Raw genomic sequence first — 18,490 nt, 5'->3', positions numbered from 1 at the left:
CCGGGAGCCGAGTTGAGCAAGGACCGTACGTACGACTACGTCATCGTCGGGGCAGGGTCCGCCGGCTGTGTGCTGGCCGCGCGGCTGAGCGAGGATCCGTCGGTCCGGGTCGCGCTCGTCGAGTCCGGGCCGCGCGCCCGCAAACCGGAGATCCGGATACCGGCCGCGTTCCCGAAGCTGTTCAAGACGCCCTACGACTGGGACTACGCCACGACGAAACAAGGCGCCCTGGACGACCGGGAGTTGTACTGGCCGCGCGGTCACATGCTCGGCGGGTCGTCGTCCCTCAACGCCATGATGTGGGTGCGCGGGCACCGCGACGACTACGACGCCTGGGGCGAGGTCGCCGGGCCCGAGTGGGCGTACGAGCAGTTCGTACGGTACTTCCAGCGCGCCGAGCGGTGGAGCGGTGCCCGCCCCGAGAAGTCGGTGTACGGCACGCTCGGCCCGCTGCACATCTCACCACCGCGCCACCCGAACCCCACCACGTCCGCGTTCCTCGCCGCCTGCCGCGCCCAGGGCCTGCGCGACCTGGGCGAGTTGAACCAGCCCGACCACAGCGGCTTCGCCCTCACCCCGGTCAACCAGCGTCGGGGCCGTCGCTGGAGCGCCGCCGACGGCTACCTCGGCCCGGCCGCGCGCCGCCCCAACCTCGACATCTGCACCGGCGCCCGCGTCACCCGCCTCGACCTCGACGGCACCCGCGCCGCGGGCGTCGTCGCCGAAGGGGTGGGCGCCGGGACGCTGCGCGCCACCCGCGAGGTGCTCCTCGCCGCGGGCGCCATCGGCTCGCCGCAGTTGTTGCAGCAGGCAGGCATCGGCGACCCGGAGGCCCTCGCCGCCGCGGGCATCGCCACCCGCGTCGCCTCGCCCGACGTGGGCCGCCACCTCAAGGACCACCTCTCCTACGCCGTCACCGTCCGCTGCCCGCGCCCGCTCTCGCTCACCGGCGCCGACACCCCCGCCAACCTCGCCCGCTTCCTGCTCCGCGGCCGCGGACCGCTCACCTCGAACATCGGCGAGGCCGTCGCCTTCATCGCCACCAGGCCCGAACTCACGGCCCCCGACATCGAGTTGGTCTACGCGCCCGTCCCGTTCGTCAACCACGGCCTGGTCCCGCCGACCGAGCACGGACTCACCCTCGGCGTGGTCCTCCTCCAGCCGCGCAGCGAGGGCCGCATCACGCCGACGGGGACGGGCACCGCCCGCCCCCGCATCGACCCCGGATACCTGGCCGAGGAGGAGGACCTGCGCACGCTCGTCGCGGGCGTGCGCAGGGCCGAGGAGCTGCTCGCCGACGCCGCGCTGCGGCCCCTGCACTCGGAGCCCATGGCCGGATATCCGGGCGTCGTCGACGACGAGACGCTCGCCCGCTCGATCCGGGCCCGCGCCGAGACCCTCTACCACCCCGTCGGCACCTGCCGGATGGGCGCCGACACGGGCTCCGTCACCGACCCGCGGCTACGGGTCCGCGGCGTCCAGGCGCTGCGCGTCGTCGACGCCTCCGTCATGCCGCGCATCACCCGCGGTCACACGCACGCCCCGACGGTCGCCCTCGCGGAGAAGGCCGTGGAGCTGATCCGCGAGGACGCCCGCACGTGACGTACGGGGTGCGGCCTGCGCTCAGGAACCCACGCTCACCGTGAAGCGGCGCGGGTTGCCGTCGTTGGCCGCGCCCGACACGTCGGCCTGCCCGTCGGGGCGTACGTCGTCGTACGGGAAGGCGTACCCGATGGGGGAGTTGGCGTGCACGATGCGCGACCAGTGGTTGGTCGTGGCGTCCTGGTAGTAGTCGCCGGGGCTCGTCCCGTTCGGTTGCTCTGGGTGGGTGAGCATGATGCTGCGGTTGAATCCGGCGGCGAGTCGGGCCAGCAGGCCTTTCTTGTCGTCGGAGTCGGCCGGGTTGTTGGTGAACGGCCCGTGGTTGCAGGTGAAGATGTCCTTGGAGGTCGGCTTGGTGAAGGTGTGCCCGCCGTTGAAGGTGAGCGTGTCACCGCTGACCCGGCCGGTGAACACGCCGCGTCCGCCTTGGAGGTCGATCCTGAGGTCGGTCGAGCGGTACTTGTCCCAGACCCGGTCGATGTAGCCGTTCCACACGTCGCGGAACGGCATCTCGGCGGGCCGGTCGAAGTACGGCGCCATCAGGTTCTGCGGTGAGATGACGCGCAGCACCTTCCCGTCGCCGCCCTTGATGACGAGCTTGTCCCAGGGCTGCCCGTCCTTGGCGGCCTGCGCCGTGAGATCCGCCGCGATCCTCTCGACGGCGCCGTCCGGCAGCGGCGCGACGGTGTGGGTGGCGTCGCCCTCCAGGGTCAGCCCGATGGGCAGGGCCGTCACCAGGTCGACGTAGCTGATGTTGGCGTACAGCTGGTCGGAGTTGAAGGTGAACTCGCAGAACGACCAGGTCTTGCCGTAGTTCGCGTCGGTCGGGGTGGCGAAGGCGGGCTCGACGAGGCCGGGGCCGGGGTTCAGGAAGAAGTCCAGCGTGTTGTCGCGCACGAAGTAGATACGGGCGCCGTACATCTGAGGCAGCGTCACCACCTTCGGCGCGGAGCCCGCCGCGCCCAGCGGGATCGCGCAGTCCACGGGCAGCGGCGTCTGCGGGGCGCTCGGCGACTGCGGCCGGTAGACACTTCCGTCGGCGCGCAACAGGGCCCAGTTGCCGGTGGCCTGCTCGTGCCCGGTGACGTACGCGCGCACGGTGCCGGGCAACGACTTGTTCCGCAGGGCCAGTTCACAGGTGGCGGGTGCGGCGCCCGCCGTCCAGGCGGGAACGGTCAGTGAGGCGGCGGCTGTTGCGACGGTCGCCCCGGCGCCGGCGAGGAACATCCTGCGCGATATCACGATCGCACTCCTGAGAATGTGGGGGGATGGGTGGGGAGCCCCACTGTGGCGAGAGGGGGTAGGGGCGTCAAGACTTATGGCGGGGAGCGCTCCCGCAATTTGAATCCGTTCAAAGGTTGAAGGCGACCGGTAGATCGCCATTGGTCCGTACCTTGCCTGGTCAGCGCGGTGCGCCGCCGATTGTCAGTGGGCGGTGCAAGACTCGGAAGTCCAGGCAGAAAAACCCTCGACGAGGAGGGCACGACCATGATCACCACGAATTTCGTGAACGGCGCACCGAGCTGGCTGGATCTCGGCACCCCCGACCTGGACGCCGCCATCGCCTTCTACGGCGGCGTCCTCGGCTGGCAGTTCCAGGCCGGCGGGCCGGAGACCGGTGGGTACGGCATGTTCCGGCTCGACGGCAAATCGGTGGCGGGGGGCATGACGGTCACCGCCGACCAGGCCGCCCCGGCCTGGACGGTCTACTTCCACAGCACGGACCCGGACGCGGTGACGAAGGCCGCCGAGCAGGCCGGCGGCACGGTCCTCCTGCAACCGATGGACGTCCTGGACCAGGGCCGGATGGCGATTCTGGCCGACCCGGCGGGCGCCTCGTTCGGCCTCTGGCAGCCCCGGCAGCACAAGGGTTTCGACCACGTCACGCAGGACGGCGGGCTGAACTGGGTGGAGCTGTACACCCCCGACGTGCCCGCGGCGAAGGAGTTCTACGGGTCGGTCCTCGGCTGGGGCGCCTTCGACGTGGAGTTCCCGGGTGGCTCATACACGACGGTCAACCCGGCGGGCACGGACGAGCAGGGGATGTTCGGCGGTATCGTCCCGCTGGACGCCGACCCGGCCGAGGCGCAGGCGGGCCCGCACTGGACGCCGTACATCCACGTGGCGGACGTGGACGCCGTGGCGGAGAAGGCTCAGGCGCTCGGCGGCACGGTGCGCTCCGCGCCGGTCGGCGTGCCCGGGGTGGGCCGTATCGCGCAGCTGGCCGACCCGGCCGGGGCCGCGTTCGCGGTGATCAAGGGCGATCCGAACCAGGGGTAGCCGCCCAGACGAGCGGAGCCGTTCGGCGCGCCGCGTTGATCGTCCATTGATCAAACGTTTTTCGCCGGGCGGCATCCTCCTCACCATGCACGCGAACACGACCCTCACGCCCGCCGGGCCCACCTGGCAGGAGCAGGCCCTGTGCGCCCAGACCGGCGGAGACTTCTTCTTCCCCGAGCCGGGCAGCTCCGTCCGCGAGGCCAAGCTGATCTGCCGGATGTGCGAGATCCGCCCCGCCTGCCTCGAGTACGCCCTGACCCACGACGAGCGCTTCGGCGTCTGGGGCGGCCTCTCCGAGAAGGAGCGGCACCAGCTCAAGCGTACGTGACCTCGAACTCCCTTGTCCCGGACGGAAGTTGGACGTCCTCACCGAAGCCGGTGACGTCCAGCTCCCGCCCGTCGGCCACGGCGGAGCGCACCGGCCCGAAGCGGCACGGGTACACGAACCGCACCCCGCCCGGTGCGGACCCGATCCGCACCCGCACCCGGCGGGCTTCCGCGTCGTGCGTGAGCCGGTACCCGAAGGGCCGGCCGAAGAGCGTCGGCGCGTCCTCGACCACCACCGGCTGCGCGTCCGTCACCCAGTGCGGTCGCACCCCCGGCGCGATGTACAGATGCGGGTCCCGGTCCTCGTCCGCCTCGAAGAACAGGATGTCGCGCAGGAGCAGCAGATACTCGGCGGCGGCCCAGCCGTGCGGGATGTCGCCCATGTACCAGTGCCGCCCGGGCACGTCACGGAAGTCCGACGCGACCGGGAAGGCGTGCTGCTCGTTCCACGCGCCCAGCGCCACCGCCCGGCCCTGTGCACGCGGGAACGCCGCCTCCACCGCCCAGCCGAGCAGCGCGTCCGCCCGCTCCGGGTTCCCGGCCAGCAAGTAGGCGTGGGCCAGCTGCATGGTCAGATAGGGCCCGTACGCGTTCCACGCCGCCTCGTGCCGGTAGCCGCCGGTCACGAAGTGCGCGTACATCGTGTCGAGCGTGGAGCGCGCGGCCCGGTCGATGTCGTCGCCGAGCTTGCTGCCCATGTGCAGCCGCAGTGGGTGGAAGTACGCCGCCGCGCCGATCAGCGTCGAATCCAGCCGGCCCACGTCGCCGGGGCCCGTCGGCAGATACGTCTCCCAGGCCCCGCGCCGCCGCTGCTCGGCGAGGACCCAGCGCATCGACGCGGCGGTGGCGGCCTTCAAGTCGTCGAAGGCGCCCCACAGTTCGGGCACTTCCGGCGCGCTGATCCGCTCCGCGAGCCGCGCCGCCTCGTAGAGCCCGGCCAGGCCCCACAGATCGTCCCAGTAGTGCGGCTTGTCCCGCTCGCCGAGGTGCTCGGCGCTCCATCCGCTGTGCAGCAGCCCGAAGCCGTCCCGGTTGTCACGCAGCCAACGGGCGCCGTCCACCACGTACGGGGTGTACAGCTTGGCGCCGAACGCGGCGGGACGCCCCGCCGTCCGGTCGAAGCGGCCGATCGCCCACAGCGCCTGCCCGTTGCTGTCCCACTCCCGGTCGTCCTTCTCGTGCGGGCCGCCGTAGAACCCGTACTCGGCGCACGGCCCGACCCGGCCACCGCCCCGGTTGAACTTCAGCGGATAGTGCGTCCCCAACTGGCGTTCGGCCAGCGCGGAATCGCCGACCAGCGAGCACGCCGTCGCCTCCACCGACGAGTCCCGGATCCAGAACGAGTCGTACACCGTCGGACCCGGATGGATCTCCCCGAGGTCGGAGAGGATCAGCAGCTCGGACCGCGCCTGCCGGAACAGGTCCGTCAAGTGGGCCACCGGTCGCGGCAGTTCGGGCTGCACGCCCTGGCGGAGCAACTTCTCCGTCCAGAACTCCCGGTTGGCGGCCTCCAGCGCGTCGGCAGGCATCGCCCGCAGCTCCGCCAGGTCGTCGGGCCCGCTGTAGAGATCGACGGGCAGCCGCACATCGAGCTCCATCAACTCGTCCTGCGCCACCTGGTACGGCCACGTGAACACGGCGCTGCACAACCCGGCCACCTGGTCCTGCGCCTCGGCCGCCCCGCTCGGCTTCCCGCCCGTCACCAGGTCGTGGAAGGGACTGTGCCGCAGGTAGACATCGGGGTCCGCGTCGAACTCCGGGTTCCCGTACACCCCGAACTGGTCGGGAGCCGTGTCGAAGACGGGCCCCCAGCCGCTGTTCGTCTCGACCCGCCGCTCACCGGGCAGGTACCGCAGGAACGTCAGCCGCCGGTCGGTGATCTGCCGCCCGTTGCGGTCGTGCCGCTGGAAGCCGCTCGGCCCGGCCGGCATCACCGCCGCGCACAACAGGCCCTCCCGCGGCCGCCCCGTCGGCGAACCCACGGTCACCCGCGTCACGACGGCGCTGCGCTGCCGCGCCCCGACCGGCGTCGCGAAGGTCCGCTGGACGAACTCGACCCCGGCCGCGGTGCGGAACGTCGTCAGCACCACGGGCAGATGCGGCGCCTCCACGCGCTGTTCCACCGTCCCGCCGTCCGTCAGCTGCGGCAGGCTCAGCGTCCCGGTCGCCGGATCGAACAGGAAGAACGACAGGCAGTACTTGTCGTAGACCGGCTCGATCTCGCCGGCCTGCCCGACCAGGGACTCCTGCCGGTGGTCCTTCACCCCGACCATGCCCCAGTAGCGGTACAGCGCGTTCGAGGCGAACGCCGCCTCCTTGGAGTCGTACGTCCCGGCGTCGAAGTCGTCGCTCCACCGCCGCATCGCCTGCTGCGCCCACCACGGCACCGGGTACGGCACCTCGGCCCGCCGGGCCCAGCTGCGCCACATGACCTCGTAGAACATCCACTCGTGCGTCTGCGCCATGGAGTTCACCCCCTGCTCGCACCGTGGCACCGCAGAGGCGGTCCGGCTAGCTCTCCACCCAGGGTTCCACCCATGGGTCCAGGTGCCGGAGGCCGTGTCCCAGCAGTCTTGAGGACATGACAACGACCGAGTGGATCACCGACATCGCTCTCATCCTCGTAGTCTTCCGGCAGCTGCGGGAAGGCCGCCTGGACCTCAGGACCTTCCTGATCCCGCTGGGGATCGTGGCCTTCGTGGCCTACTCGTACCTCGACACCGTCCCCACCGCGGGCAACGACCTGGTGCTGATCGGGGCTCTGGTGGCCGTGGGCGCCGCGCTCGGCATCGCCGGCGGCGTCTACACCCGGATCCGGACCGCGGGCGAGCACCTCCTGATCAAGGCCGGTGCCGTCTCCGCGCTCCTGTGGGTACTCGGGATGGGCGCCCGGATGGGCTTCCAGCTCTGGGTCGAGCACGGCGGCGCCGACGACGTGGGCCGCTTCAGCGTCACCCACCACATCACCGGCGACCAGGCATGGGTCGCGGCGTTCGTCCTGATGGCGCTCACCGAGGTGGTCACACGGCTGGCCACGATCTTCATGCGGAGCCGGATGGTGCGCCCCGTGCGGCCGGCCGGAGCGGTCGCGGCCACCGCTCCCGTTCTCGACCAGAGCCTCTGACCGTGCGTTATGGTCTGGCGGTGCCCGCAACCGAGACCGATCCGATGCCCGGGCCGACCCCCCACGAGGGGGCCGGCCCCCGGCCGGTTCCCGGCCAGGACCCGCGGGCGCAGTGGGTCGGCACCCTCGCCGTCATCATCGCCGGGATCGTGACGATCCGGCCCATGGGGTTCAGCGGCCACGGACTGGCGGTGGCCTCTCTCTTCGCGGTCAACTGCGCGGCGCTGCTGGCCCGTCGGCTGCCCGAGGTGAAGGTTCCCCCGCGCGCCGCGCTGGTCTGGCTGACGCTCGGCATCGTCGTCGCGGCCGCGCTGATCGGCGTCAGCAGCAGCGGCACGGGTTATCTGTTCGCCTTCTTCATCGCCGGTCACATCGGCTACCGGCTGGAGACCAGGCAGGCCCTCGTCCTCGCCCTGTTCTGCAGTCTGCTGTGCGCCGCCGTCCTCTACCTGCACATCGGCCCCGGCTACCACGAGCTGCCCGGGGTCGTCGGCCTCGTCACGGGCGTCCCCGTCGTGATCGGCATCGTCAACCGCAGCCGGCACCGCGCCGTGCGGGCGGCGATCTCCGCGGCGGAGTCCGCCGAGCGGGCCGCACGGGCCGAGGCCCGCACCGCCGTGCTGACCGAGCGCGGCCGCATAGCCCGCGACGTGCACGACGTCCTGGCGCATTCGCTGGCCGGCATCAACATGCAGCTGGAGCTGGCCGACGCCCTGCTCGACACCGGCGACCTGGACAAGGTCCGGGAGGCCAACAGCAAGGCCCACAGCATGGTCAAGGAGAGTTTGAAACAGGCGCAGTGGACCGTGCACGCGCTGCGCGAGGACGCCCTGCCGCTCCTGGAGACCCTGACCGCGATGGTCGAATCGTCCGGCCACCGCGATGCCCTCACCGTCACAGGGACCGTCCGCGCGGCACCGGCCCGGGTGACCCAGAACTTGCTGCGGATCGCCCAGGAGGCGCTGACCAACGCGGCCCGGCACGCGCCCGGCGGGGAGGTCGGGGTGGAGTTGACGTTCGCCGCGGCGTCGACCACGCTGCGGATCCGCAACCGCCCCGCCGTCCGCCCCGCGACCGTGGGCGTCGGCAGCGGCATGGGACTGATCGGTATGCGTGAACGCGTCGCCCTGCTGGGCGGCACCCTCACCGCGGGGCCGGTCGTCGAGGGACCGGACCAGGGCGGCTGGCAGGTGGAGGCAGTGATCCCGGATGAGTGAACAGACCGAGAAGCAGGAGCGGTTGAGGGTCGTCGTCGCCGACGACCAGGCCGCTGTCCGAGAGCCGCTCGCCGCGGTGCTCGGGCTCAGCGAGGACATCGACGTCGTCGCGTCCGCCGCGGACGGGGCGCAGGTGCTGACGGCGGTGGCCGAGGCGGGGCCGGTGCATGTCGTGCTGATGGACCTGCGCATGCCGGTCATGGACGGCATCGAGGCGACCCGCAGGCTCAGCGAGGACCACCCCGAGGTGGCCGTGGTGGTGCTGACCACCTTCGCCGACGACGACTCGATCCTGGCGGCGCTGAGCGCCGGGGCCCGCGGCTACCTGACGAAGAACGCCGGGCGCCAGGACATCGTCCGCGCCATCCGGGCGGCCGCCGCCGGGCAGTCCGTGCTCGACCGTGAGGTCCAGGACCGGCTGCTCGCCACCGTGCGGACCAAGTCGCCTGCGCCGGGCGGGTCGCTGCCGCAGGACATCACGCCCCGCGAGTGCGAGGTGCTGACCCTCATCGGCCAGGGCCTGCCGAACCGGGCCATCGCCGAGAAGCTGTTCATCAGCGAGGCCACCGTCAAGACCCACATCAACAACCTGTTCGCCAAGGCGGGGATCCGGGACAGGGCCGACGCGGTGCGCCGCGCCATCTCGGCGGGGCTGGCCTAGGGCGTGTGTCGAAAGTCCCGCCGGTCCCGCGACGTCAGCGGGCCAGCAGGTCGTCCACCTCGGCCTGGTAGAGCAGCGCCGGGTCGAACCCCATCCCGGTGAAGTGGCCCGCGGCCTCCAGGGACAGCACGCCGTGCAGCCGGGTCCAGACGGACAGGGCCCGGTGGAGGGCCGCGGGCGGCGCGTCGTGCCCGGCCGCCCACTGCCGGTGGGCCTCGATGTGGGTGTCGAACGCCGCCGGGGGGCCGGCCTGCGGCAGCGCCGCGCAGGCGTCGAGCAGCGGGGCCATGATCTCGGAGGCGATGGCGGTGACGTCCTCGGGCGCGTGGTAGCCGGGGACGGGCGTGCCGTACACGAGGAAGTACCGGTGGGGGTCGGCCAGGGCCCAGCCGCGCAGGGCCTGGGCGAGGGCCGCGATGTCGGCGCCCGCGCCGGCGGACGCCACGGTGGCGCGGAAGGTGTCGGCGAGGCTCTGGTACGCGTCCCTGACGAGCTCGGTGATCAGCTCGTCGCGGCCGGCGAAGTAGCGGTAGAGCGCGGGCCCGCTCATGCCCATCTGCTTGGCGATCGCATTGAGGGAGAGCGCGGACGCCCCCGCCGCGGCGATCTGCTCCCACGCGTGTTCTTTGATCTCCGCGCGCACCTGGGCGCGGTACCGCTCGCGCGGGGTCTTCGTCTCCGCCATGGGCTGCCGCCTCTCACGATTTAGTTAGAGGCTATCACGAAGGTTATTGACGGTCCGCTAGGCGTGCTGCTACAACTCACTCTTGTTAGAGCCTCTAGCGAAAGCTTGCCTGGCTCACCCGACGCAGCCTCGACCAAGGGGAAAGCCATGTCCAGCATGCGCAGCGCAACCGTCCGTGCGGCTCTGTTCGCCGTCCCTCTCGCCCTGGCGGTTCTCGTGCCCGCCGCCGCGCCCGCCGGAGCCGCCGCGCCCCACTCCGGCCGGGGTCTCACGTGTGCGGGGAAGGGCGTCGACCCCGACGCCTCGGTCCGCTACCGGACCGAGACGGTGATCCACGCACCGCTGAGCACCGTCTGGAGGCTGCAGACCGATGTGGAGCGCTGGCCGTCCTGGCAGCCGCACGTCGAGAGCGCGGCGCGCCTGGACGGCGGTCCTCTGCGTGCGGGGTCGGCGTTCCGCTGGACGACCCCGGTGCCGCCGAACCCCGCGACCCCGGCCACCAGCCTGGACATCACCTCGACCGTCGAGCAGCTCCGGCGGGGCTCCTGCCTCCGCTGGACCGGCCCCGCCGTCGGCGAAGGGCTGCACATCGACGGCGTCCACGTCTGGAACTTCACCGAGGTCAAGGGTGGCGTCCTCGTCCGCACGGAGGAGACGCACACCGGCGACCAGGTCGAAGCCGACGTGCCCGCCGCGACCAAGATTCTCGGCGACGGCCTCGAAGCCTGGCTGGGCGATCTGAGGGCCGCCGCCGAATCCCGCGGCGGCCACCGGCCGCGCTGAACCACCGGCCGCACCCGGTCGGCGGCCCGTCGGTCAGGCGCTCGCGGCCCGCGCGGCCAGCCGGGCCTTGCGCGCGGCGAGCTTCTCGTCGAACTTGGCGGCCTCGCTGTCGAGCCCGTTCATGAACAGGCCGATCTCCTCCTGCGCCTTGAGCCCCTCGGGGCCGAGGCCGTCGATCTCCATGATCTTCAGGAATCGGAGCACGGGCTGGATCACGTCGTCGTGGTGGATGCGGATGTTGTAGACCTCGCCGATCGCCATCTGCGCGGCCGCCCGCTCGAAGCCGGGGATGCCGTGGCCGGGCATGCGGAAGCCGACGACGACATCGCGCACCGCGCGCATGGTCAGGTCGGGGGCGAGGTCGAACGCGGCCTTCAGCAGGTTCCGGTAGAAGACCATGTGCAGGTTCTCGTCGGTCGCGATACGCGCCAGCATGCGGTCGCAGACCGGGTCGCCGGACTGGTGCCCGGTGTTGCGGTGCGAGATGCGGGTGGCCAGCTCCTGGAAGGCCACGTAGGCGACCGAGTGCAGCATCGAGTGCCGGTTGTCCGACTCGAAGCCCTCGCTCATGTGGGCCATGCGGAACGTCTCGAGCTTGTCGGGGTCGACCGCGCGCGACGCCAGGAGGTAGTCGCGCATGACGATGCCGTGCCGGGCCTCCTCCGCCGTCCAGCGGTGCACCCAGGTACCCCAGGCGCCGTCGCGGCCGAAGAGCGACGCGATCTCGTGGTGGTAGCTGGGCAGGTTGTCCTCGGTCAGCAGATTCACGATCAGCGCGGTCCGGCCGATCTCCGTGACCTTCGACTGCTCCTTCTCCCAGGCCTCGCCGTCCTCGAAGAAGCCGGGGAAGTTACGGGCGTCGGACCAGGGCACGTACTCGTGCGGCATCCAGTCCTTGGTCACCCCGAGATGGCGGTTGAGCTCCTGCTCGACCACTTCTTCCAGGGCGTGCAGGAGGCGAGCGTCGGTCCAGGTGGTCGACGAGCCGAGGCGGGGGGAGATGACGGTCACGAGGGCTCCTGGGGGACGGAGGTACAGCGAGCGGTATTACCTACGGTGTCGTAGGTTACGTTGCCGTAGGTTAAGCGCTCGATAAAGAGTCGAGTCACGCTTGAAGGCCCCGCAGTCGGACTGAGAGGCACGTCACACACCCCTCCAGTCTCTCGAACTCGGAAATGTCCACCACCACCGGGGTGTAACCGAGCCCCTCGAACAGCGCGGCCGTCCTCGGGGCGCTCGCCGCCATGAGCAGCCGGTCGCCGCCGAGCAGCACCACATGGGCGCCCGCCTCCTCGGGCACGGAGAGGAAGCGCGGGAAGAGCGAGGCGTGGTCCACCAGCGGCTCGTACCCGATGACCGTGCCGTCGGGCAGGGCCGTCACCGCCGACTTCAGGTGCAGCACCCTGGTCACCGGAACCGGCACCACCCGTGCGCCGAGCGGCTCGAAGACCGACCGCAGTTGCCGCACCCCGGCCGCGTTGGTGCGACCACCGCGCCCCACGTAGAGGGTGTCGCCCACCTTCAGTACATCGCCGCCGTCGAGCGTGCCGGGTTCCCACACCCAGTTGACGGAGCAGCCGAGCCGGGCGACCGCCTCCTCGACCCCGGCGCTCTCGTCGCGCCGGGACGCGGCGCCCGGCCGTGTGACCAGGGCCACGTTGCGAAAGACAACCACCGCGTCCTCCACGAACACCGCGTCCGGGCAGTCGTCGGCCGGCTCCACCAGGAGCGTCTCCCAGCCGTTCGTCTCCAGCGCGGTGACGTAAGCCTGCCACTGCGCGAGCGCCTTCCCGGTGTCGACGGGGGTGCGCTCCACATGCGTGACCAGCCCGTCCGCGAGGAGCGGTCCGGGGCGTCGGACGAGGGCCTTCTGGCTGGGCACGGAGCTACTCCATGGCTGGTGCTGCTTGTGATCGTGGTCGTGATCGCGTCGAGGGGTGCGGCGGAGTTCATCATGCACAGCCCGCGGCTGCGGCGGAATCCCCTGTCACGCGGCCATCACCGCCCTCTCACCGGGCCCCTGCACGCCGGATCACGTCACCTCCCGGAGGGTGCCGTCCAGAAGCAGCCGCCGGGTCACCCCGATCGATGCGAGGAACGGCAGGTCGTGGCCGACCCCGATGAGCCCGCCCTCGTACGACTCCAGCGCCGACGTCAGGTGTCGAACGCTCGCCCTGATCCGGGTCGGTGGCGTCCGGCGCGAACCGTGCCACGTTCTCGGCGACGCTCGACCCCTCGTCCAGCACGTCGAGTCGCCGGGGCAGGGGGCGGAGCGGCACCCGCGGCGTCGCCTCGCCCCCGACCGCCGCGAGCTCCCCGGCGATCGTCCGCGGCAGGGTCGTCCTGCCCACGCCGTTGCGGCCGGTGAGGGCGATGCCCTCGGGCCCCGCAGCTCGAACTCGCCCCGGGCGCCTCTCAGAACGCGTCGCGCAGCAACTCCGCGAGGTCCCCGTCCACGTCCACGTGCAGATACTCCTCGCCGACCGGCACCAGCCTCGTCGTGTCCGCGAGGAAGCGCTCCAGCTCGCCCGTGCGGATGTGCACGATCGCGGTGCCCTCCATGGCGTGGAACTCCAGGACCGTCCGGTCGTAGCCGTACGGGCGGACGCGTACGTCGCCCACGCCCGCGGTCTCCGTCATCCCGGTGGTGAGCAGCTCGCGGGCGAACGTCCAGCACACCTCGACGCCTTCGAGGGTGGCCGGGGCGGGGAACGACATGCGCACGGCGAAGGGGTCGCGCGTGTCGTAGCCCAAGGTCGCGGGGATGCTCGCCATGCGTGGCGCGGCGGCGACGAGACGGGCCTCTACGGCTTGCTCGATGACGAGGGACAACGCCTGCTCCTTAGACGACTGCACGGACGACGACGAACGGTCGGACGAGCTCGATTGAATAGACGGCGGAATGGGGGAATCCGTGCACCTGAAGCCGGACGAAACCCGAGTGACCTCTGTCACCGGTTTCAATCGTCGCGCTCTGGACGCCACCCGGATGGTGGACTACCTTCGCGCGCCATGACGCGACAGAGGGCTGCGAGGACCGTGATACGTGTGCGGGCCGTGCGAAATGTGGGGGCCGTGCGAAGCCTGTGGAATGTGTGGGTACGGCGCGGTGAGGGTCCCGCGGAACGGGTGGAGAAGGCGGGCGGAACGGGCAGGAGGGGACGGACGGCGCGGGCCCTGGGGGTGGCGGTGATCGCGGCCGTCACGCTCGGCGGCGCGCCGGGTTCCGCCGTCGCCCACCCGCCGGCGGGGGAGCCGAAGCAGACCTGGGAGCCGAAGCAGACCTGGGAGCTGACGGAGACCCACACCGACGCCCGGTTCCGGGGCCTGGCCGCCGTCGACCGGAGCACCGCATGGCTCGCCGGGACGAAGGGCACGGTGCTGCGCACGACGGACGGGGGAGCCCGCTGGAAGACGGTGTCACCGCCCGGCGCGCAGGCGCTGGAGTTCCGCGACATCGAGGCGTTCGACGCCCGCCGCGCGGTGGTCCTGGCGATCGGCGAGGGCGAGGCGTCGCGGATCTTCCGGACCGACGACGGCGGCGCGAGCTGGACGGAGTCGTTCCGCAACGCCGACCCGAAGGCGTTCTACGACTGCGTCACCTTCTTCGACCGGCGGCACGGCCTCGCGATGAGCGATCCGGTCGACGGGAAGTACCGCATCCTGTCCACGCGTGACGGCGGCCGGTCCTGGCGGGTCCTGCCGAACGCCGGGATGCCGCCCGCGCAGACCGGCGAGGCGGGCTTCGCCGCGTCCGGACAGTGCCTGGTCGCCTCCGGCCCCAAGGACGTCTGGCTGGCCACCGGCGGCGGCGCGGTCTCCCGGGTGCTGCACTCCGCCGACCGCGGCCTGACCTGGACCGCGACCGAGACCCCGATCCCGGCGGGCGACGCCGCCCGGGGCGTCTTCGGCCTCGCCTTCCGCGACCGGACGCACGGCATCGCCGTCGGCGGCGACTACAACGCCGGCCTGCCGTCACCGCGGGCCGCCGCGGTCACCGGCGACGCGGGCCGCGGCTGGACCCCCTCGGCGCAGCCCCCGCCGGCCTACCGCTCCGGTGTCGCCTGGCTCCCGCACAGCCGTACCGCGGCCCTCGCCGTCGGCCCGACCGGCACCGACCGCACCACGGACGCGGGCCGCACCTGGCGCACCGTGGACCCGGGCTCGTACGACACCGTCGACTGCGCCCGCGACGGTGCCTGCTGGGCGGCGGGGGAGAAGGGCCGCGCGGCGCGCCTGAGCCGCTGATCCGGCGGGTTCCTACGGCTTGGCGTTCGGCAACTCCTCCCGGAACGCGGCGAGTTCGGGCGCCGTCTTCGTGGCGATGAACTCTGTCACCCGGTACGCGCACACCCCGCCGGTCACGAAGGGGTCGGTCGCCGTGATCTCCTCGATCTCCGCGCGATCGGCCCCGACGGCCAGGATGACGCCGCCGTCGCGCGGCTCCTTGCGCCCGGACGCGAGGAAGGTGCCCGCCGCGTACTGCGCGTCGAGCCACGCGACGTGTGTCTCCAGCAGGGCGTCGACGCGCTCGACAGGTCCTGTGTACGTCAATTCCAGTACAAACATGATCGGCAGCGTACCGGCGCTCTTGTGGGGCTCGTTGAAATGTGCATGATCTACGCGTATGGGTATGCCTGGACAGCCGGCGGAAGGCGCGGAGCGCGGGGCGGCCGCGATCGCCCTGCGCGGGGTGCGCAAGACCTTCGGCGCCGTGGTGGCCGTCGACTCCGTCGAACTCGACGTGGCCGAGGGCGAGTTCTTCTCCCTCCTCGGCCCGTCCGGGTCCGGGAAGACGACCGTGCTGCGGCTGATCGCCGGATTCGAGACGCCGACGAGCGGCACCGTCCTGCTCGACGGCGCCGACGTCACCCGGCGGGCTCCCTTCGAGCGCGACGTCACCACCGTCTTCCAGGACTACGCGCTGTTCCCGCACATGAGCGTCGAGCAGAACGTCGCCTACGGCCTGAAGGTGCGCGGCGCCGGCCGCAGGGAACAGGCCGAACGGGCCCGCGCCGCCCTCGACTCGGTGCGTCTCGAAGGGTTCGGCGGGCGCCGTCCGGGGCAGCTCTCCGGCGGTCAGCGGCAACGTGTCGCGCTGGCAAGGGCGTTGGTCGTACGCCCCCGGGTCCTCCTCCTCGACGAACCGCTCGGGGCCCTCGATCTCAAGCTGCGCGAACAGATGCAGGGCGAGCTGAAGGAGTTGCAGCGTGAGGTCGGGATCACCTTCGTGCTCGTCACCCACGACCAGGCGGAGGCCCTCGCGCTCAGCGACCGGGTCGCCGTCCTGAACGCAGGCAGCGTCGAACAGGTGGGTACACCGGGGGAGTTGTACGAGTCACCGGCCAACGCGTTCGTCGCCTCCTTCGTGGGCACCTCCAACACCCTCACCGGCGCCGCCGCCGAACTGATCGTCGGGAAGGCCGGGACGTTCGGCGTCAGGCCAGAGAAGATCCGCGTCCTGCCCGACGCCGAGCAGCACGACCGCGCCCACCACTGCGAGGTGCGCGGCATCGTCGCCGACGCCGTCTACCTCGGGGACAGCACCCGCGTCGTCGTCGACACCGACGCCGGCGCGCGCTTCGTCGTCGTACGGCAGAACCTCGACACGACAGCGGCCGACGCCCTCGCGCTGCCGGGCAGCCGCGTCCTGCTGCGCTGGCACCGACGGCACAACGTCCCGCTGGACCCGAAGACTTGAGCGACCCACGCGAATCGACCGACAGGGAGACCTCGTGCGCGCACCCCGAACCCTCATGGCCGCCGCCCTCGGCGCGCTGCTGCTCGCCACCGCCTGCGGCTCGTCCGACGACGGGGGAGGCGGCTCCGGCGGCGCGCCAGGCGGGCGGGGCTTCACCCCGCCGAAACTGTCCGCGCCCACCTCCCTCGGCAAGACCGAGGGCAGGGTCGACCTCATCGCCTGGGCCGGTTACGCCGAGGACGGGTCGAACGACCCGAAGGTCGACTGGGTCACCCCGTTCGAGAAACGGACGGGCTGTCAGGTCAGCACCAAGGTCGCCGGGACCTCCGACGAGATGGTCAACCTGATGAAGACCGGCCAGTACGACGCCGTCTCCGCCTCCGGCGACGCCTCTCTCCGCCTGATCGCCTCCGGCGACGCGGCCCCCGTCAACACCGCTCTCGTGCCCAACTACGCCGATATCTTCCCCGGGTTGAAGATGCAGCCCTGGAACTCCGTCAAGAACGTCGCCTACGGCATCCCGCACGGCCGCGGCGCCAACCTCCTCATGTACCGCACCGACAAGGTCTCCCCGCCCCCCGACTCCTGGAAGGCCGTCTTCGACGACGCGTCCGCGTACCGGGGCAAGGTCACCGCGTACGACTCGCCGATCTACCTCGCCGACGCCGCGCTGTACCTCATGAAGACCCGGCCGGGCCTCGGCATCAAGGACCCGTACGCGCTCGACCAGAAGCAGTTCGACGCCGCGGTGGACCTGTTGAAGAAGCAGAACGGGAACGTCGGCGAGTACTGGAGCGACTACCTGAAGGAGATCTCCGCCTTCAAGAGCGGCGACTCGGTGATCGGCACCAGCTGGCAGGTCATCGTGAACACCGCCCAGGCCGAGCAGGCCCCCGTCAAGGCCGTCCTTCCCAAGGAGGGCGCCACCGGCTGGTCCGACACCTGGATGGTCTCCGCGAAGGCGAAGCACCCCGCCTGCGCCTACAAATGGCTCGACTGGATCGTCTCGCCCACGGCCAACGCCCAGGTGGCCGAGTACTTCGGCGAGGCCCCGTCGAACGCCGAAGCCTGCGCGCGGACCGCCGACAAACAGCACTGCGCGACCTACCACGCCGACGACGCCGCCTACTGGAAGCGGGTCCACTTCTGGACCACGCCCATTCCGCAGTGCCTCGACGGTCGTACCGACGTCACCTGCGTGCCGTACGCGAAGTGGGTGCAGGCGTGGACCGAGATCAAGGGCTGAGGGGCTCGTGAAGAAGGCCGCCGGGGCGCTGCACCGCAGACCCCGGCTACGCCTCGCCCTGCTCCTCGCGGCGCCCCTGACCTGGCTCGTCGTCGCCTACCTCGGGTCCCTCGCGGTGCTGTTCCTGTCGGGTCTGTGGACCACGGACCCGTTCACGTCGGACATCGTGCGCACCTGGACCCTCGACAACTTCCGGACCCTGTTCACGACGGACGTGTACCGCCAAGTCGCCCTGCGCAGCATAGGAGTCGCCCTCGGCGTCACGGCGCTGTGCGTCGTGCTCGCTTTCCCGATCGCCTTCTACACGGCGCGCGTCGCCCGCCCCCGGTGGCGCCCGCTGCTCGTCGTCGCCATCCTCACCCCGCTGTGGGCGAGCTACCTCGTCAAGGCCTACGCGTGGCGCGTCATGCTCGCCCAAGGGGGCCTGCTGGACTGGCTGTTGCGGCCGTTCGGGATCGGCGGGCCCGGGTACGGACTCACCGCGACGGTCCTCGTCCTGACCTACCTGTGGCTGCCGTACATGATCCTGCCGATCCACGCGGGCCTCGAACGCGTCCCCGACAGCCTGCTCGACGCCTCCGCCGATCTCGGCGCCCGCACCTGGCGCACCTTCCGCACGGTCCTGCTGCCGCTCGTCCTGCCGTCCGTCGCCGCGGGCTCCGTCTTCACGTTCTCGCTCAGCCTCGGCGACTACATCGCCGTACAGATCGTGGGCGGCAAGACCCAGTTGATCGGCAACGTCGTCTACTCCAACATCACGCTGGACCTGCCGCTGGCCGCCGCCCTCGGCACCGTGCCCGTCGTCGTGATCGTCCTCTACCTGCTCGCCGTGCGCCGCACCGGCGCGCTCGGCAGCCTCTGAAG

Annotated in this window: 18 protein-coding genes and 1 pseudogene; 11 read left to right on the top strand and 8 right to left on the bottom strand. The window is 71.5% G+C overall.

The genetic code is table 11. From position 1 onward, the window contains the following. Positions 1 to 12 precede the first annotated feature (12 nt). Positions 13 to 1,602: a GMC family oxidoreductase gene (locus ACZ45E_RS22695; RefSeq protein WP_468223184.1), complete on the top strand. Its 1,590-nt coding sequence runs from the start codon at positions 13 to 15 to the stop codon at positions 1,600 to 1,602. 21 nt (positions 1,603 to 1,623) lie between these two features. Here the strand turns inward: ACZ45E_RS22695 and ACZ45E_RS22690 are convergent, their stop codons facing one another. Beyond that, the gene (locus ACZ45E_RS22690; RefSeq protein WP_468223181.1) at positions 1,624 to 2,844 is read right to left on the bottom strand and encodes a glycoside hydrolase family 64 protein; all 1,221 of its coding nucleotides are present in this window, start codon (positions 2,842 to 2,844) and stop codon (positions 1,624 to 1,626) included. 246 nt (positions 2,845 to 3,090) lie between these two features. Here ACZ45E_RS22690 and ACZ45E_RS22685 point away from each other — a divergent pair, with 246 nt between their 5' ends. Together ACZ45E_RS22685 and ACZ45E_RS22680 are read left to right on the top strand one after the other, a co-directional pair. After that, complete coding sequence (locus tag ACZ45E_RS22685; protein WP_468223180.1) at positions 3,091 to 3,882, top strand: VOC family protein; 792 nt, start codon at positions 3,091 to 3,093, stop codon at positions 3,880 to 3,882. A gap of 85 nt (positions 3,883 to 3,967) precedes the next feature. Further along, complete coding sequence (locus ACZ45E_RS22680) at positions 3,968 to 4,210, top strand: WhiB family transcriptional regulator (protein ID WP_468223177.1); 243 nt, start codon at positions 3,968 to 3,970, stop codon at positions 4,208 to 4,210. On the opposite strand, the gene ACZ45E_RS22675 is transcribed toward ACZ45E_RS22680, so the two are convergent. After that, entirely contained in the window at positions 4,197 to 6,674 is a 2,478-nt protein-coding gene (locus ACZ45E_RS22675; RefSeq protein WP_468223174.1) for a prenyltransferase/squalene oxidase repeat-containing protein, read from the bottom strand. The two genes, ACZ45E_RS22680 and ACZ45E_RS22675, sit on opposite strands and share 14 nt — an antisense overlap. Positions 6,675 to 6,790: 116 nt before the next feature. Between ACZ45E_RS22675 and ACZ45E_RS22670 the strand changes: the two genes are divergently transcribed. Genes ACZ45E_RS22670 through ACZ45E_RS22660 form a run of 3 tightly spaced genes read left to right on the top strand, consistent with a single transcriptional unit; the run spans position 6,791 to position 9,211 of the window. Next, on the top strand, positions 6,791 to 7,333 hold the full coding sequence (locus ACZ45E_RS22670; RefSeq protein ID WP_468223173.1) for a hypothetical protein: 543 nt from the start codon (positions 6,791 to 6,793) through the stop codon (positions 7,331 to 7,333). A gap of 2 nt (positions 7,334 to 7,335) precedes the next feature. Beyond that, positions 7,336 to 8,550, top strand: coding sequence for a sensor histidine kinase (locus ACZ45E_RS22665; protein ID WP_468223170.1), 1,215 nt, complete (start codon positions 7,336 to 7,338; stop codon positions 8,548 to 8,550). Continuing rightward, complete coding sequence (locus tag ACZ45E_RS22660) at positions 8,543 to 9,211, top strand: response regulator (protein WP_468223167.1); 669 nt, start codon at positions 8,543 to 8,545, stop codon at positions 9,209 to 9,211. Before ACZ45E_RS22665 ends, ACZ45E_RS22660 begins: the two co-directional genes overlap by 8 nt. A 34-nt stretch (positions 9,212 to 9,245) precedes the next feature. Here the strand turns inward: ACZ45E_RS22660 and ACZ45E_RS22655 are convergent, their stop codons facing one another. Then, a complete protein-coding gene (locus ACZ45E_RS22655) occupies positions 9,246 to 9,896 on the bottom strand; it encodes a TetR/AcrR family transcriptional regulator (RefSeq protein ID WP_468223165.1) in 651 nt (216 codons plus the stop codon). Positions 9,897 to 10,043: 147 nt separating this feature from the next. Here ACZ45E_RS22655 and ACZ45E_RS22650 point away from each other — a divergent pair, with 147 nt between their 5' ends. After that, a complete protein-coding gene (locus ACZ45E_RS22650) occupies positions 10,044 to 10,679 on the top strand; it encodes an SRPBCC family protein (RefSeq protein WP_468223162.1) in 636 nt (211 codons plus the stop codon). A 33-nt stretch (positions 10,680 to 10,712) separates the two neighbouring features. On the opposite strand, the gene ACZ45E_RS22645 is transcribed toward ACZ45E_RS22650, so the two are convergent. The 4 genes and pseudogenes from ACZ45E_RS22645 to ssgD form a co-directional block, all read right to left on the bottom strand. Next, positions 10,713 to 11,690, bottom strand: a complete 978-nt coding sequence (locus tag ACZ45E_RS22645) for an acyl-ACP desaturase (RefSeq protein WP_468223160.1) — start codon at positions 11,688 to 11,690, stop codon at positions 10,713 to 10,715. Positions 11,691 to 11,784: 94 nt separating this feature from the next. Continuing rightward, positions 11,785 to 12,561 carry a dimethylargininase gene (gene ddaH, locus ACZ45E_RS22640; RefSeq protein WP_468223158.1) on the bottom strand — a complete coding sequence of 259 codons (777 nt, stop codon included), beginning with the start codon at positions 12,559 to 12,561 and terminating at the stop codon, positions 11,785 to 11,787. A gap of 150 nt (positions 12,562 to 12,711) precedes the next feature. Next, a pseudogene (locus ACZ45E_RS22635) lies at positions 12,712 to 13,090 on the bottom strand (ABC transporter ATP-binding protein); the annotation flags it as partial. Positions 13,091 to 13,094: 4 nt separating this feature from the next. Beyond that, positions 13,095 to 13,511 (bottom strand): spore wall synthesis regulator SsgD, encoded by a 417-nt coding sequence (ssgD, locus tag ACZ45E_RS22630; RefSeq protein ID WP_468223155.1) that lies wholly within the window; start codon positions 13,509 to 13,511, stop codon positions 13,095 to 13,097. A 345-nt stretch (positions 13,512 to 13,856) separates the two neighbouring features. On the opposite strand from ssgD, the gene ACZ45E_RS22625 reads away from it, so the two are divergent. After that, positions 13,857 to 14,927, top strand: a complete 1,071-nt coding sequence (locus ACZ45E_RS22625) for a WD40/YVTN/BNR-like repeat-containing protein (RefSeq protein WP_468223643.1) — start codon at positions 13,857 to 13,859, stop codon at positions 14,925 to 14,927. A 12-nt stretch (positions 14,928 to 14,939) separates the two neighbouring features. Here ACZ45E_RS22625 and ACZ45E_RS22620 read toward each other — a convergent pair whose 3' ends face one another. Then, positions 14,940 to 15,248 (bottom strand): YciI family protein, encoded by a 309-nt coding sequence (locus ACZ45E_RS22620; protein WP_468223153.1) that lies wholly within the window; start codon positions 15,246 to 15,248, stop codon positions 14,940 to 14,942. 64 nt (positions 15,249 to 15,312) lie between these two features. Here ACZ45E_RS22620 and ACZ45E_RS22615 point away from each other — a divergent pair, with 64 nt between their 5' ends. The 3 genes from ACZ45E_RS22615 to ACZ45E_RS22605 are packed head-to-tail and all read left to right on the top strand — an operon-like array spanning position 15,313 to position 18,488. Beyond that, entirely contained in the window at positions 15,313 to 16,380 is a 1,068-nt protein-coding gene (locus ACZ45E_RS22615) for an ABC transporter ATP-binding protein (RefSeq protein ID WP_468223150.1), read from the top strand. Between the two features lie 34 nt (positions 16,381 to 16,414). After that, entirely contained in the window at positions 16,415 to 17,626 is a 1,212-nt protein-coding gene (locus ACZ45E_RS22610) for an ABC transporter substrate-binding protein (protein WP_468223148.1), read from the top strand. Positions 17,627 to 17,633: 7 nt separating this feature from the next. Continuing rightward, positions 17,634 to 18,488: an ABC transporter permease gene (locus ACZ45E_RS22605; RefSeq protein ID WP_468223146.1), complete on the top strand. Its 855-nt coding sequence runs from the start codon at positions 17,634 to 17,636 to the stop codon at positions 18,486 to 18,488. Positions 18,489 to 18,490 lie beyond the last annotated feature (2 nt).

This window comes from Streptomyces sp. NPDC030991, from assembly GCF_055571235.1.
Note: the sequence above shows the minus strand (reverse complement) of the source record. Positions and strands in the feature narration are given on the sequence as shown.